The sequence below is a fragment of the Paraburkholderia sp. BGA-UO-ETr-F12 genome (assembly GCF_059567945.1).
This window is the reverse complement of the sequence record NZ_JCAQOZ010000067.1, coordinates 211206-225652: the sequence shown is the minus strand read 5'-3', so window position 1 is coordinate 225652 and position 14447 is coordinate 211206. Positions and strand designations below refer to the sequence as shown.

Below are 14447 nucleotides of genomic sequence, written 5' to 3'. Positions count from 1 at the left end.
GAACGACGATTGTTCATTATATTGGATTGCCGAACAATGGTGAATGCGCGAAACTTCGCTCCGTCCTACGTCAAAACGCCCTCGTGGCTAGCCTGATTGGGGTTCCAGATGCCGGGCCGGGACAGCTCGGGAAACATTGGCAAAAGGGAGATTTTCATGTCGCAACCTGAATCGCCGACTGTGTACGTCACCTACCAAGGTGCGCCAGACGACCGTTTTGATCGGAGCTATTACATCGAGCGTCACCTGCCGCTGGTGACGCAGGCGTGGCAGCGCTACGGCCTTGAGAGCATCGCGGCTTTCTTTCCGCCGTTGACGCATGTCGGCACGCTTGTGATCTGCGAATGCCGCTTTCGGGACGAGGCGGCTATTGCAACCGCCTTCGGATCTCCGGAAACCCAGGAGGTCATGGCCGACGTGCCGAGTTTTACGGACCTCGCACCCACACGCTTGCGCCTCACTTCGCTCTGAGGAGGCAATTCCATATTGGCGCTACACGCCTCTCACTTGCAAACACTGGAGAAACAACTTGGCCTTCTGGAAAAATTCTGCCCTCCGCACCGTGCGTCGCGGACATATGTGGATTTCGGGCGACCGCATCGAACGAGACGGACAGACCCACCAATGCGGACCGCTTTTCGTTGAGTGGGAGGCGCCGGAGGAGGTCACGCGCCCTTGGCCGATTGTGCTCGTGCATGGCGGTGGCTACCAGGGAACCGAGTGGTTTGACACGCCGGATGGCCGTCCGGGCTGGGCACAACGTCTGGTGGAAGCGGGCTACGCGGTGCTGGTGGTCGATCGTCCTGGACAAGGACGATCGCCGTACCACGTCGAGACGATGGGGCCAATGGGGCCCGGGTTCTCCTATGAGCACGGCCGCGACATCTACTTCCCGACAAAATATGAATCTCAACACACCCAATGGCCATTTGCCCGGGACGACGAGGCAGCGATGGACGAGTTCATTGCCGGCTATGGGCCGCTTCCTGCAGACCTCGCGTTTTCCGAGGACATGGAGGCGGACAGGATCGCAAAGCTGCTGGACAGGATCGGTCCGGCGATCCTCCTGACGCACTCAGCGTCGGGACCAGTTGGTTGGCTTGTAGCAGACCGCCGGCCCGGGCTGGTTAAAGGGATCGTCGCCGTTGAGCCGATGGGCCCGCCATTCGCACATATTCCCAATATCGGGTCGCTCGCGTGGGGCCTCGCGGCGGCCCCGCTTAGCTGGGAGCCGCCCGTCGCGACGCCTGAAGAGCTGCGGGCGGCTCTTCCTGGCACACACCGGCTGCCTGCGCTCGCCGGTTTGCCGATCGTCGCCGTCACCGCGGAAGCGTCAGCCTTCGCCGCGGCCAGTCGACCCGCTATTGAGCAACTGAAGGCGGCTGGCAGCCGGGCGGAAGTGTTGCATCTTCCCGACCACGGTGTGTTCGGAAACGGCCACGGGCTCATCTACGAAAAGAACTCGGATGATGCACTGGTGCCGGTGTTGAGGTGGCTGGTCGAGAACACGGAAAAACCCAACTGAACAAGAGGCTCAACATAACAACGACCTGGTTCATAACCAGTTCCTCTAACGGCCTCAGTCAACATCTCGCTCTCCGCGAGGACATTAACGCATGGCGCGGACGTTTGCCGGCGTGGTCTGAGAGACTGCATTGGGTCGCACGCGGACTCTCGCCTCAACTCGATGTGCGCCACCATATGCGATGCGCATGAGTCGGCACCCGGCCAACAAGCGACAGTCACGCAGTCGGATACGAATGGCCGATAACGACACCAAAGGTGCCGCATTTGTTCGACGGTGTTCATGGTCGCTTTCTCAGCGCCGAGAAAGGGGGCGCGACGGTTCGAAATACGGCCCGCTTTTGCTTGATTCGAACCAAACGTGCGTCACAGTGCAGAGACAGGAAACATCAGCACATTTTCCCAAACCGGAGTTCGCATATATCGGGCGACGACCTCGCTTGACCCGATGCTGAAACTCGGCTGAGGCGACGACGACACCCGGTTACGCCTTAGCCGTTCGCCTGACTCCGCGCAGCACGCCGAACAGCTTGAGGCGGCTGACCGAACGCCCGCAAAAACGCACGACGCATCCTGTCTGGATCAGCAAAACCGGTCTCTCGCGCAATAACGTCGATAGGCAAACGGCCTTGCTCAACCATGAGTCGCGCTGCTTCCAGCCGCAAATTTTGCACAGCCTTCGCGGGCGATTGTCCTGTCTCCTCACGGAACGCCCGGGTGAACTGTCGCACGCTCAAATTGGCGGCTTCGGCAAGTCGGTCGACCGTCAATTGAGTGTGCAAATTACTCTTTGCGAATACCAACGCGGTCTGGATTCGATCACTTTTGGCATCGAGATCCAGCAATGTCGAGTGTTGAAGCTGTCCGCCGGCACGTCGGTGGAACATGACCATCCGCTTGGCGATGGTGCTGGCTACCTTTACGCCGAGGTCGCGTTCTACCATGGAAATCGCCAGATCGGTCCCCGCTGTCATGCCCGCGGATGTCCATACGGGGCCATCGACAATGAAGATGCGATCTTCTTCAACATTGATTCTCGGGTAACCAGTCTGCAACGCGCGTGCGTGCGCCCAATGGGTCGTGGCGCGCCGATCGTCAAGAACGCCGGCTTCTGCCAGGAAGAATGCTCCCGTGCACATCGAGGCTACGCGACGAGTGTTTTTCACCGCGCTCTTCAGAAAGTCGACCAATGCTGGGCTCGGCTCATACACGCCGTCGATAACGCCGCCAATGATCACCGTATCAAAGCTGCCCTCATCGAAACGGTCCGTCATGACGGAGTAGCCGAGAGAGCTTTGGACCGGCCCACCGCTTTCGGATATCAGATGTATTTCGTACTGCGGTTCTTTCGTCAGACGGTTTGCCATCTCAAACACTGTCAGGCCACCAAAGATCATCACCTGGAAATTCGGGACGACGATATAGCCAATACGTAGCATGGCAGGTCCTCTTGGGAAAGTTCGGTAGCCGAACATGCTTCTACATGCGGGCGAGGTGCGCGGATGTTCCAACCATTGTCCTGCCTGTATCTGCCTTTGCGGCTCAGTTTGACACGGCCTGCGATTCTAACTGCCGATACTGACGTCATGCAGGTCCCTGCGCAAGTATGGCCAGAATTGTCGGATATACGACGCGTCGTACCGGGTCCGGGCTTCTACTATTTGCGGGTCCCTCCGAACTGACGCGTGACTAATCGAGACTATTCTATGGATAGCAATATCACCGCACCTGCATCTGCTTCAACACCGCCACCCTCTATTAACCGTCGCACGTTTCTCGCCAGTGGGACGGCATTGGGCGCAAGTCTGCTACTGGATCGCAGGGCGCACGCGCAAAATCCCCCGACCGGCGGAGGTCATACGTTCAAGGAGTATGACATCAGCACTAATGGCATCACCTTGCACGTAACCGAGCAAGGTGATGGACCGGTCGTTCTCTTTGTTCACGGATTCCCGGATACGTCCTATACGTGGCGCCGACAGATGGAGGCGATATCGGCAGCCGGATACCGGGCAATTGCTCCGGACATGCGCGGCTATGGCCGCAGCTCGGCTCCCACGGACGCTGCGTTGTACACGCCGCTGCACACGACAGGCGACCTGATTGGGCTGCTCGACTCGCTGAATATCTCCAGTGCAGTACTGGTGGGCCATGACTGGGGGGCGACCCATGCATGGAACGCCGCGCTGCTGCGTCCCGATCGATTTGCAGCGGTGTTCTGCCTGAGCGTACCCTACGTTCCGCGTGGGGATGTGAGCGTATTTGAGCGCATGCGGAAATCGGACCACCAGAACAGCTTTTATATGTTCGAACAGATCCGGCCTGACGCTGATCAAATCTGGGCTGACGCCTCGGTCACCATTCCCGGAATTCTGTATTGGGCCTCAGGTTCCGCTCCGGCCGACAAGCGTTGGAGTCCCATGGATCCTGCCCGAAGTCTCCACCGCGCTGCGCCCACACCGATACCGTCGTGGGCGGAGCCTGATTATGTCGCTTACAACATCGCTGAATTTCAGCGCACTGGCTTCCATGGCGGCTTGAATTACTACCGGGCCGCTGAACCGTATTTCTATCTGTCCGCTCCATGGAAGGGCGCAAGGATCAGCCAACCCTCATTTCTCATCTGGGGGAAAGCGGATGGATTGCACGAGCTTTATCCGATTACGGCGACCCAGATGCGTGCCGGTCTTCCTGGTCTCATGGGGAGCCTTGATCTCGACAACGTGGGCCATTGGGTACAACACGAAGCCACGGACGTGGTCAATGACCAGCTCGTCAAGTTTTTGCGGACCGTCAGCCCCGCGTGACATCAACCTGCGCTCTTGCTGCGACCATTCAAATTACGTTCGTTCAAATAGACACAGCGGCGCACACGACATTCAATTGAATTGGAATCGACGATGGCGACATTTAAAGGCCCTGCTATCAAGTTGAACAATGGAATCGAGATGCCTGGCTTTGGACTCGGGGTGTTTCGCAGTGAACCGGAAAAGACCGTTGCTGCCGTGCAGTCCGCACTTGCTCACGGGTACCGTCTTATCGATACGGCTGCGGCCTACATGAATGAGCAGCAAGTGGGCGAGGGCATCCGCGCATCCGGCGTACCTCGCGAGGACGTTTTCGTTACGACCAAGGTGTGGATGACAGATTACGGTTACGACCAGACGCTCCGTGCCTTCGATAGAAGTCTGCGCAAGCTTGAACTCGACTATCTGGATCTGTATCTGACTCATTGGCCTGTCCCTTCGGCCTTTGATGAAACGGTAGCTTCCTACAAAGCCTCGATGAAGCTTCTGGCGGACGGGCGCGTCCGGGCGATTGGCGTGTGCAACTTCAGCGCCAGTCATATGCGCAATCTCATCGAGCAAACCGGTCATATTCCGGCTGTGAATCAGATAGAGGTACACCCGTTCTTCATTCAAAGTGATCTTCGCGAAGCCGACGAGGCGCTAGGAATCATCACGCAGGCCTGGTCTCCGATAGGCGGTATCAAACGTGACGGGGAGAAAGCAAAGACTTCGGGGAATGTGCTCGATCCGCTGTCCCATCCGAGCGTGGTTCAACTCGCCTCGAAGTACGGCAAGAGTCCCGCACAGATCGTCTTGCGCTGGCAGATCCAGCTAGGCACCTGTCCGATTCCGAAATCCGTGCGTCCGGAACGAATCGCCGAAAACATCGATATTTTCAACTTTGCGCTTGCGGCCAACGAGGTCCAGGCAATCAGCGCGCTCGACACCGGAGAACGTGGCGGCCCGGACCCGGAACTTGTAAGTCCTCAAACCTTTCCGGTGACCACCCACCCATGACTGAACTGAGAGCGCGCACCTTCACATCGCCGCGTCACACGACACATTACTGGGAGTGCGGCCCGGCCGATGGGCCGCTTATGCTTTTCATTCATGGCTGGCCGGAAATAGGCCTGATGTGGCGCGCCCAGCTCGAGGCGTTTTCGGCCGAAGGCTGGCGTTGCGTCGCGCCAGACATGCGCGGCTACGGTGGTTCATCGAGCCCGACCGCTTCCGAAGCCTACGCCCTGAGCGAGATCGTTCAGGACATGGTCGAGCTCCACGATCATCTGGGAGGGCGTCCGGCAATCTGGATTGGGCATGACTGGGGAAGCCCGGTGGTCGGGGCATTGGCCGCACAGCAAAGCGGCCGCAGTCGCGGCCAGGTGCTGATTTCGGTGCCATATTTCCCAGAAGGCTTCGCGCTGCCAAATCTTTTGCCGCTAGTCGATCGACAACTATACCCATTCCACCTTCATCCCGATGGACAGTGGGATTACTATCGCTTTTACCTGACCCACTTTGAACAGACGGTAAGCGACTTCGAGGCAGACATCCCAGCGGCGCTGGCGTCACTTTACCGGCCAGGAAATCCTGCGTCTGCCGGCATGGTCTCTCCGTCAGCCTTGATCACAAATAACGGAGGCCGCTATGGCTCGGCTCGTCGCGCCCCGGCCACGCCTCCTGACCCGACAATGTGGCCACTTGCTGACTTCGATGTTTTGGTCCAGACGTTTCGCGGCAGTGGATTCCACCCAGCCAATGCGTGGTACCTGAACGACTCAGCCAACATCGCCTACGCTTCAACTGCACCCGACAACGGGCGTCTGCATCAACCCGTGCTGTTCGTGAACGGCGATTGGGATGCGATCTGCGACATCAACCGCAGCCGGCTTGGAGAGCCCATGCGTGGCAGTTGTACGGACCTTTCCGTCGCGAACCTTCCGGCTGGACATTGGCTCCCACTCGAGCGCAAAACCGAGCTTGTCGAGTCGATCCGTGCGTGGCTAGAGGCGAAGGCGCTATAGCGCGAGCTGTCGGGGAAATTTGCGAGAGGGATGCTCACCAATTCGAAGGATTTTTTGGGAGACGTTGCATGACTGATCGGACAATCTTTGTAGCCGGGGCGACAGGCGATACCGGCGGAGCGGCTACAGATGCGCTACTAGATGCGGGTGAGCAAGTGCGAACATTGGTCCGGAAGGAAGATCACCGGTCCGAGCGGCTAAAGGCGCGGGGTGTCGAGGTAGTCGTTGGAAATCTTTCGGATATCGACGACGTCTGCGTTGCGCTTGAAGGAATCTATTCGGCCTATTTTGTGTTCCCTATCGAGGCAGGTGGCGTCTCGGCCACCGCCTACTTTGCGCAGGCTGCGCGCGAGACGGGAATCCGTGCAATCGTCAACATGTCACAGATTTCCGCGCGTCGCGAGGCGAAGAGCCACGCCGCACGCGACCACTGGATTTCCGAGAGGATCTTTGACTGGTCTGGCACGCCGGTCACACATGTTCGCCCTACCTTCTTCGCGCAATGGCTGACCTATCCCGGACAGGTGGCGAGCATCAGGAAGGATGGTGTGCTGCAACTTCCCTTTGGTGAGGGGCGACACGCGCCTATTGCGGCGGAAGACCAAGGTCGTGTTATTGCCGCTATCCTCAGAGACCCTGTCCCGCATTCAGGAAAGATATATCCGCTGCATGGCCCCGTAGAGATGAATCACCACGAGATTGCTGCGGAAATGAGCAAAGCTCTGGGGCGCGAAGTGACATATCGGCCGATCGACCTCGAACTGTTCAAGAAGCGCTTGGACAGCGATGCAAAGTTCAGCGACACGTTCTCGCAGCACCTGATGTCTGTCGCAGTCGATTATCAGAATGGCGTGTTCGCAGGAACGAATACGTTTGTTGTGGACCTCACTGGAACGGCTCCTATGACGGTGGAGGCTTTTATTCGACGGCACGCGTCTCTGTTTAACTAACTAAACCGACCGACTGGAGTGGAAGGAGCGGTACACATTCGCAGTTTCACAATGGCGGGGCACATCTGGTCTGGGCGGATGGTCCGCCGGGCATCAATCGTTGCTGATCCATTGTCAGCAGTCCCGCATGAAGCGGACGGTCAAGGCATGCGCCGTAATTGTCCCCTGTGGGTCGACCTGAGCCGGTCGTGGTCGTGGTCGGGCTCGGTTCGGCCATCTCCGGCCATTCGCCCACGGGCTCAGGGGACGCTCGAGCGTCGGCACCGCACGAGGTAGCGCACCTTGGCGCAGGGAACCTGTCAACCCGTCGGTTTCCGGACGCCGTGGGCGATGCTGCAGATAGAGGCAGGACTGGTGCCAGCACCATATCAACACCAACAACCCCGCCGACAAGAGATAGTCCGCCTCCGTCATGCAGAAACTTTTCCGTCCGCATGCATCGCAGACGGCATCGCGGGTCCTCTCGGCAAGGCGATCCTGCAACGTCATTGCGGCTATTTGTCGATGGCGTGCAGCACGTCACGCGCGTTCACAACTTTTTCGACCGGACGAATGGAATAGTCGCGCGTGTTGTTCGTTGCACACCATTCGCTTTTATCTAGCCAGTTCAGTCATTGCAATTGCACGGAGTCGCGCACGAAATAACCCCTTCGTCGCGGGAATAAACGCCGGGTCCTCCTCGTTCTATGACCGTTACGGTCTTTGAATCGAACAAGGGGTATGGTCATGAAATCTCTTATCGAAACGTTCTGCCTCCTGGCATGCGGAGCGGCCATTGCCACTCTCGTATCATGCGGCGGCGCCGGTTCCAATAATTCAACCCCACCTATGCGGTCGTCGTTCACTGTGACGCCCCTTGTATCGGATGGCGTGGTGTCTAGCGCGCACACTGACGCTAACCTGAAAAACCCATGGGGCGTCGCCTTCAATCCGAAAGGCTTTGTTTGGGTGGCGGACAACGGCACCAATGTTGCGACGCTCTATGACGGCAACGGCCTGCCGCAATCGCTGGTCGTCACGATACCCGATGGCAAGAACGGTTCAGCTTCGCCCACGGGCATCGTCTTCAACAGCACACAAAGCTTCACCGTCACGGAAAACGGCAAGTCCGGTGTCGCTGCCTTCATCTTCGCGGGCGAAGGCGGCACCATCACTGCCTGGGCGCCCACCGTCGGACCGACCAATGCGTTCGTGATGTACGACGACGGAACGGGCGGCGCCGTGTACAAGGGTCTCGCGCTCGCCACGGTGAACGGTAACAACTTCCTTTACGCGACGGACTTCCATAACAACAAGATCGATATCTTCGATACGAGCTTCACCAAGGTCGCGATGCCGGGTGCCTTCACGGACCCGGCGATTCCGGCCGGCTTCGCGCCGTTCGGAATTCAGGCGATCGGCTCGAATCTTTTCGTCACTTACGCGATGCAGGATGCGGCGAGGCACGACGATGTCGCGGGTGCGGGACTCGGCATGGTCGATGTGTACGACACGGCGGGCAACTTGAAGCAGCGCTTCGCGACGGGCGGACCGCTGAACGCGCCGTGGGGTATAGCGCAAGCACCCGGTAGCTTCGGTTCGATGAGCGGCGCGATACTGATCGGCAATTTCGGCGACGGCACGATCAACGCGTTCAATGCATCGAGCGGCCAGTCGATGGGGCCGCTTAATGGACCGAACGGTGGTCCGATCGTCGAACATGGCGTGTGGGGCATCGCGTTCGGTAACGACCTCAACAATCAGCCTTCCAATACGCTGTTCCTGGCGGCGGGGCCGAACGACGAAGCCAATGGCGTCTACGGACGAATTGATTTGAATACGACGTCGAGCTCTGGAACGAATGCGGGCTCGGGTGCGAGCACTGGCACAAGCACGAGCGGAGGAACGAGCGTCGGGATGTAGCACTGACCGCGCAATAGACAGTGGCCGTTCTCGATGCGGGAGCGATCCCAACTTTTTGCGAGGGGACGCGCCTGAGACCTGGCTACGCTACGGGGCAGGCGCGACGCGACTGGCGGTTCGATCGCTAACGGGTTGATATTCCAGTGTGGGATGCTTTCGCATCGACCAGCCATTCGGCTCACTGGCTCATGCCGTGGAGCTGGACGGCGTCCGAACGGCGAGCGTTCGCTACGGCCGTTGACCCGCCTGTAATCTACTCGCGACGAACGTCCGCTTTACTTTGCGAAGAGCCGCAGATGCGTCGAGGCGCCGGCAGTCCCCTCTGGGTCGCGACGTGCCGATCGCCGAAGCCACCCGCGAATCATTGAACAAATAGCGGATAGCCTAGGGATCTGCAGGCCTCAACGAAGGCCCGGAAGACGATAGTGTTCATGGCACTGTCCCATTCGGCAGGGTGCTGGTCCATGTAGCGAGTGACGATGGCGAGCATTTGATCAGCCTGCATATCAGTGGTGCAGTGGCCAAGGCATGGGGTACCGAAAGTCGCCAAGGATATTGCCGCCGGCAACGGCCACGGCCACGAGCATCGAAATATGGCGACGCCCGCCGCTGCAATGCCGGGCATCTACTGGCGCAACGTGGCACTTGCCAGCGAGCGCTATGCGATGCTCGATGACAGCACGGCGGTTATGCCGTTTGCCGTGGCCCCTGATCGAGCAACGCCTCGAGCAGCAGCTCGCCGCGACGGTGCGCGAGGGAGATCGGGATGCAGGGGGGCTGTCAGTCAACGGACCGCTCTCTGGACCAGAGGCATTGCATCCTCCGTATTCGGTGAGTGCCGCTGGCTGCAGTAGCAATAACCGGTTAGCGTCGCAGTCCGGACCTCAAGCCTGCAATGATCCGAGCAGCGTCCTTCGCAGGCGGCAATCCGAACGCCCGAGCATATTCGCGACTGAACTGGGTGGGACTCTCGTAGCCGACTTCATGCGCCGCTGTAGTGACACTGTGGCCGGCGGTGATGAGGCGTGTGCGCGCCTGAAGCAGGCGAATCTGTTTCTGATACTGCAGTGGGCTGAGCGCGGTCACAGCTTTGAAATGACGGTGAAACGCCGACACGCTCATCGCCGCCTCTTCGGCGAGTTCGTGCATCCGCAGGGGGAGCGCGTAATCCCGGCGGATACGCTGGATGATTCGATTGATTCGCGACAGTGCGGTATCCGGCGTGGCAATGTCATGCAACATCCAGCCCATCGGCCCCTGCAGTACACGGTAGAGAATCTCGCGTTCATAGGCCGGTGCCAGCGCGGGAATATCGGCAGGATGCGTCATCAAACGTAGCATGCGGACCCATGCATCCAGGAGGTCCGCTGTCACTGCGGCGACCGAAAACCCCGCGTTTCCGCGAACCGGCCCGGCAGCGTTTGGCAGGTCCGAGAGCAAGCCGGCAATCAGTGCCGGGTTGAGGGTCAGGCTCACCGCCAGATATGGGGCACCCGATTCGCTGCTGCGCACGATGCCGGCGGCAGGAAGATCGACGGACATGACGAAATACGTGGCGGGATCGTAGTGCAGGGTTTGACCTCCGACTGTCATGGATTTGCAGCCTTGAAGGATCAGGTTGACCATGGGTTCATAGACAGCTGCCAGCTCGTGCTCCGGCACGGCCCCCCGCACCATCGCCACGCGGGGGATGCCTGTCTCGGTCCGACGGTTCTGCGCGTGGGCGGCCAACTTCCGAAGTTCGCTTAATTGTTCTTCCATACCTCCATTGGACTTCGAATCTTGCCTTGGGACAAGCAAAAAGCAGAAATAGGCAGGATTGAGGGAGGATCAGGCGAGCCGCGAAAGCGGCAGAGACCTATCGTATCGCCATTGAACTTCAATGGAGCCACACATGGACATCGTCGTTATCACGGGAGGCAGTCGCGGCATAGGCGCCAGTACCGCCCTCGAATGCGCACAGCGCGGACTGGGGACCATCCTCACCTACAACCGCAACCCGGATGCCGCGCAGGGCGTGGTTCGCAAGATCGAAGATGCAAGCGGCAAGGCCGTCGCCCTGCCGCTGGACGTCGCCGACGTCAGCAGCTTTCCTGCTTTCCGTAACGCTGTGGAGCAGGTGCTGGCATCCACTTGGGGGGCGACTCGACTGGCTGGCCTGGTCAACAACGCCGGCTACGGGCTTTACAACCCCATTGAAACCGTCACTGAGTCCGAGTTCAACGGGCTCATGAATGTGCATCTGAAAGGCCCTTTCTTCCTTACCCAAACGTTGCTGCCGTTGCTGCGCAATGGAGCGAGCATCGTCAACCTGACCAGCGCGACCACTCGGGTGGCCACTGCGGGCGTTGCGCCCTATGCGACTTTCAAGGGGGGTCTGGAAGTCCTGACGCGTTATATGGCCAAGGAGTTCGGCGAACGCGGCATCCGGGTCAACTCAGTATCGCCTGGCCCCATTCGGACGGAACTCGGCGGAGGTCTGAACGCTGAGTTCGAAGCGCTGCTTAGCTCGCAGACCGCCCTCGGGCGCGTAGGCGAACCGGAAGACGTCGCACGCGCGATTGCTTCGCTGCTGACTGAGGATGGCGGCTGGATCAATGCCCAGAACATCGAAGTCGCCGGCGGTTACGTCATTTGAAAGGGCAAACCGATGAATGATCACGTCTTCCTCACTGTCTGCAACACCGACCGCGCGAAGGCTTCTACGAGGCATTGGAGATCGGCGCGGCAGAGATCCATGCCCCCCCGGGCCGCAGCTTCACGCCGCTCCGCGCTACTACGCCGCTCAGATCAGGGACATGGATGGCTGCACCCTGGAATTCGTCTACAAAAGCTGACAGCACGGAGATTGATGCGATGAGCGAGCAGACAGACAAGCTGTGCAAGGCTGCGGACACCTTGATCGCGGCAACCAATGCGTTCGACGTTGAAAGCGCGCTTCCCCTTTTTGCCCCGGATGCGGTAATTGACGATTCGTCCACAGGCCATCGTTTCGACGGGCATGCCGGCATTCGGCGCTATATCGAGCAATACTTTATCGGCTATCACACCGTGACCCGCTTGCTGTCCATCGAGCGCCTCGGCAACAGCCGTGCTCGCGTTCGCGTCGATTTTACTGGGGACTTTGGCCACGAGATCGGCCTTCTGGAAATATCCGTCAACTCCTACGGGTTGATCGAACGCATTGACGCCGATCTCGAATGAGCGAAGCGTGGACTAACGACCGCGGCACAATCGAAAGCAATCACATGTTGGACGATGTGCTGAAGGACCGAGATGGGTCGAACTGAGCCGACCGTCGCCGGCCCCACTTCGGACAGGAATTGTCGGTCGACACTGCGACTCAGATCACAGAAAATTATTGCGACTATGCAGTGCCACGCCCATCGATCTGGACCTTGGAAGAGATATCAGCTACGACAATCTAAGCTCCCTGCGGCAAGCGATTGCGACAGCGCAACGCGACGCATCCGCTGACAGCGGCGTATCAGTTTCTCGTCAAGCAAAAAGAAGTGATTGTTGGACGAGTCAACCTTAGCGGCGTCACACGCCCTTACTCTAACAAGGCGTCGCACGGATATCGAATCGGCGAGCGCTTAAGTGACGTTTGTGGCGCATCTTTGAATGCCCACTATCCAGGTTTTCAAATGACGGCTCCGGGCCCCGCTATGCCAATCGCATGAGCCCGACGCGGCCATCAAGCGTCTATCGCAGAATGATTCGGCCGCACATTCAACCGTCAGCGGCAACCGGAAAGCGGCCGCCCGCCGCGCAATGCATTGCTCCCTTTGTTACGTTTTCGCGACAGTCTCTTTTTTCCTTTCATAAGGTTGCAGGAGATGCTTTATCCTCCGGCGCGCAGTAATAAATAAACCATCCAAAAGATACTCAGGGACACTGAATTAAAGATGAAGAACATCACCTTCAAGGCAACGGTTACCGCTGTTGCCGCCCTCGCCGCATCCCCGGCAGCAATGGCACAGTCGTCGGTCACCCTGTACGGCATGCTAGACGCAGGTCTCAGCTACACCTCGAACGTTAACGGCCACTCGGACTACGCCCTCGTTGGCGGTGCCTCAGGTTCGAACAAGTGGGGCCTCCTGGGTCAGGAAGACCTCGGCGGCGGCCTCAAGGCGGTCTTCAAGCTCGAAAATGGTTTCAACATTGCGACCGGCGGCATCGGCGGCCAGGGCCCCATTGGCTCCTCGCGTTCGCTGTTCAATCGCCAGGCCTACGTAGGCCTCGCTTCGAACCAGTACGGTACCCTCCGCCTCGGTCGCCAGATCGATGCCGTGACGGAAATGGTTCAAGGCCTGACGGGCGACGCCATTTCGGCTTCGACGTTCTCGACCCCGGGCGACGTGGACAACAACGACAACACGACGAACCAGAACAACGCCATCAAGTACATTTCGCCGGTTTTCTACGGCTTCCAGGCTGAAGGCGCGTACTCGTTCGGCGGCGTTGCCGGTGCTACGGGTTCGGGTCAATCATGGTCGGTGGCTACGGACTACGCTCAAGGCGGTCTGACGGTCGCCGGCGGCTACTTCCATGCGGCAAACCAGGGTGCGAACGGCTGGCAGAACGCAACGGCACAACCGTCGTTCGGTGGTGCGCTGGGCTATCCGAGCTCGGGTTACTACGGTGGCAATGCGTTCAAGAGCGCGGGCATCGCTCAAATCGCCGGCCAATACGAGTTTGGTCCGTACACGGCCGGCCTGCGCTACTCGAACGCGCAATACCAGGGTAACGATGGCCAACAGTCGATCCACTTCAACGTAGTGGGCGCCCTTCTGCAGTACCAGGCAACCCCGGCGCTGTCGCTCGCTGCTGGGTACACGTACGTCTACGGGTCGGCAGCCACGCAGGCGCAAGCCGCCAAGGGCCGCACGATGGCTTCGATCAACCAGGCGTCGCTGGGTACTACGTACGCACTGTCGAAGCTCACCTCGGTATACGCGATGGGTGCCTACGTTCATGCTCAGGGTGCTCAGGCTTCGGCCGCGGACTTCGGCAATACCGCATCGGGCGGCAACCAGGTTCAAGCCAACGTTGGCATCTACCACCGGTTCTAATCGCCGGTGCAGAAGCCTGGGATAGTGAACGCACTATCCCAGACAAGAAGTCCCGGTAGTGAATTGCACCCCAAAAGTTGGACATTGGTCCGACCTTTGGGGTGTTTTTTTCATGGGCAACGAACGCTGCATTGTCCCGATTCGAATTAGCCGTATTGGGACAGGTCATGAACAGAAGCGCAC

Annotated in this window: 12 protein-coding genes; 10 read left to right on the top strand and 2 right to left on the bottom strand. The window is 59.1% G+C overall.

From position 1 onward, the window contains the following. Positions 1 to 156 precede the first annotated feature (156 nt). Together AC57B6_RS37495 and AC57B6_RS37490 are read left to right on the top strand one after the other, a co-directional pair. Positions 157 to 471, top strand: a complete 315-nt coding sequence (locus AC57B6_RS37495; RefSeq protein WP_028195212.1) for an EthD family reductase — start codon at positions 157 to 159, stop codon at positions 469 to 471. Between the two features lie 58 nt (positions 472 to 529). After that, positions 530 to 1525, top strand: a complete 996-nt coding sequence (locus tag AC57B6_RS37490) for an alpha/beta hydrolase (RefSeq protein ID WP_028195213.1) — start codon at positions 530 to 532, stop codon at positions 1523 to 1525. A gap of 490 nt (positions 1526 to 2015) precedes the next feature. Here AC57B6_RS37490 and AC57B6_RS37485 read toward each other — a convergent pair whose 3' ends face one another. Then, positions 2016 to 2963: a GlxA family transcriptional regulator gene (locus AC57B6_RS37485; RefSeq protein WP_028195214.1), complete on the bottom strand. Its 948-nt coding sequence runs from the start codon at positions 2961 to 2963 to the stop codon at positions 2016 to 2018. A 267-nt stretch (positions 2964 to 3230) separates the two neighbouring features. Here AC57B6_RS37485 and AC57B6_RS37480 point away from each other — a divergent pair, with 267 nt between their 5' ends. The 5 genes from AC57B6_RS37480 to AC57B6_RS37460 all read left to right on the top strand — a co-directional run bounded on the left by AC57B6_RS37480 (position 3231) and on the right by AC57B6_RS37460 (position 9189). Continuing rightward, a complete protein-coding gene (locus AC57B6_RS37480) occupies positions 3231 to 4331 on the top strand; it encodes an alpha/beta fold hydrolase (protein WP_183797490.1) in 1101 nt (366 codons plus the stop codon). Between the two features lie 93 nt (positions 4332 to 4424). After that, entirely contained in the window at positions 4425 to 5330 is a 906-nt protein-coding gene (locus tag AC57B6_RS37475) for an aldo/keto reductase (RefSeq protein WP_496423234.1), read from the top strand. Then, the gene (locus AC57B6_RS37470) at positions 5327 to 6337 is read left to right on the top strand and encodes an alpha/beta hydrolase (protein WP_496423233.1); all 1011 of its coding nucleotides are present in this window, start codon (positions 5327 to 5329) and stop codon (positions 6335 to 6337) included. Before AC57B6_RS37475 ends, AC57B6_RS37470 begins: the two co-directional genes overlap by 4 nt. A gap of 68 nt (positions 6338 to 6405) precedes the next feature. Further along, positions 6406 to 7287: an NmrA family NAD(P)-binding protein gene (locus tag AC57B6_RS37465; protein WP_406869291.1), complete on the top strand. Its 882-nt coding sequence runs from the start codon at positions 6406 to 6408 to the stop codon at positions 7285 to 7287. A gap of 726 nt (positions 7288 to 8013) precedes the next feature. Beyond that, complete coding sequence (locus tag AC57B6_RS37460) at positions 8014 to 9189, top strand: TIGR03118 family protein (protein WP_028195218.1); 1176 nt, start codon at positions 8014 to 8016, stop codon at positions 9187 to 9189. Positions 9190 to 10053: 864 nt separating this feature from the next. On the opposite strand, the gene AC57B6_RS37455 is transcribed toward AC57B6_RS37460, so the two are convergent. After that, complete coding sequence (locus AC57B6_RS37455; RefSeq protein ID WP_028195220.1) at positions 10054 to 10950, bottom strand: AraC family transcriptional regulator; 897 nt, start codon at positions 10948 to 10950, stop codon at positions 10054 to 10056. A gap of 133 nt (positions 10951 to 11083) precedes the next feature. On the opposite strand from AC57B6_RS37455, the gene AC57B6_RS37450 reads away from it, so the two are divergent. From AC57B6_RS37450 to AC57B6_RS37440, 3 genes are all read left to right on the top strand, one after another. Next, the gene (locus tag AC57B6_RS37450) at positions 11084 to 11827 is read left to right on the top strand and encodes an SDR family NAD(P)-dependent oxidoreductase (protein WP_496423232.1); all 744 of its coding nucleotides are present in this window, start codon (positions 11084 to 11086) and stop codon (positions 11825 to 11827) included. 218 nt (positions 11828 to 12045) lie between these two features. Further along, positions 12046 to 12393 carry a nuclear transport factor 2 family protein gene (locus AC57B6_RS37445; RefSeq protein WP_496423231.1) on the top strand — a complete coding sequence of 116 codons (348 nt, stop codon included), beginning with the start codon at positions 12046 to 12048 and terminating at the stop codon, positions 12391 to 12393. Positions 12394 to 13097: 704 nt separating this feature from the next. Continuing rightward, positions 13098 to 14264, top strand: a complete 1167-nt coding sequence (locus tag AC57B6_RS37440) for a porin (RefSeq protein ID WP_496423230.1) — start codon at positions 13098 to 13100, stop codon at positions 14262 to 14264. Positions 14265 to 14447 lie beyond the last annotated feature (183 nt).

Excerpts from the sequence above, each read along its gene's own strand:
- AC57B6_RS37495 (WP_028195212.1), top strand. The coding sequence starts at position 157 with ATGTCGCAACCTGAATCGCCGACTGTGTACGTCACCTACCAAGGTGCG.
- AC57B6_RS37485 (WP_028195214.1), bottom strand. The coding sequence starts at position 2,963 with ATGCTACGTATTGGCTATATCGTCGTCCCGAATTTCCAGGTGATGATC.
- AC57B6_RS37480 (WP_183797490.1), top strand. The coding sequence starts at position 3,231 with ATGGATAGCAATATCACCGCACCTGCATCTGCTTCAACACCGCCACCC.
- AC57B6_RS37475 (WP_496423234.1), top strand. The coding sequence starts at position 4,425 with ATGGCGACATTTAAAGGCCCTGCTATCAAGTTGAACAATGGAATCGAG.
- AC57B6_RS37470 (WP_496423233.1), top strand. The coding sequence starts at position 5,327 with ATGACTGAACTGAGAGCGCGCACCTTCACATCGCCGCGTCACACGACA.
- AC57B6_RS37465 (WP_406869291.1), top strand. The coding sequence starts at position 6,406 with ATGACTGATCGGACAATCTTTGTAGCCGGGGCGACAGGCGATACCGGC.
- AC57B6_RS37460 (WP_028195218.1), top strand. The coding sequence starts at position 8,014 with ATGAAATCTCTTATCGAAACGTTCTGCCTCCTGGCATGCGGAGCGGCC.
- AC57B6_RS37455 (WP_028195220.1), bottom strand. The coding sequence starts at position 10,950 with ATGGAAGAACAATTAAGCGAACTTCGGAAGTTGGCCGCCCACGCGCAG.
- AC57B6_RS37450 (WP_496423232.1), top strand. The coding sequence starts at position 11,084 with ATGGACATCGTCGTTATCACGGGAGGCAGTCGCGGCATAGGCGCCAGT.
- AC57B6_RS37445 (WP_496423231.1), top strand. The coding sequence starts at position 12,046 with ATGAGCGAGCAGACAGACAAGCTGTGCAAGGCTGCGGACACCTTGATC.
- AC57B6_RS37440 (WP_496423230.1), top strand. The coding sequence starts at position 13,098 with ATGAAGAACATCACCTTCAAGGCAACGGTTACCGCTGTTGCCGCCCTC.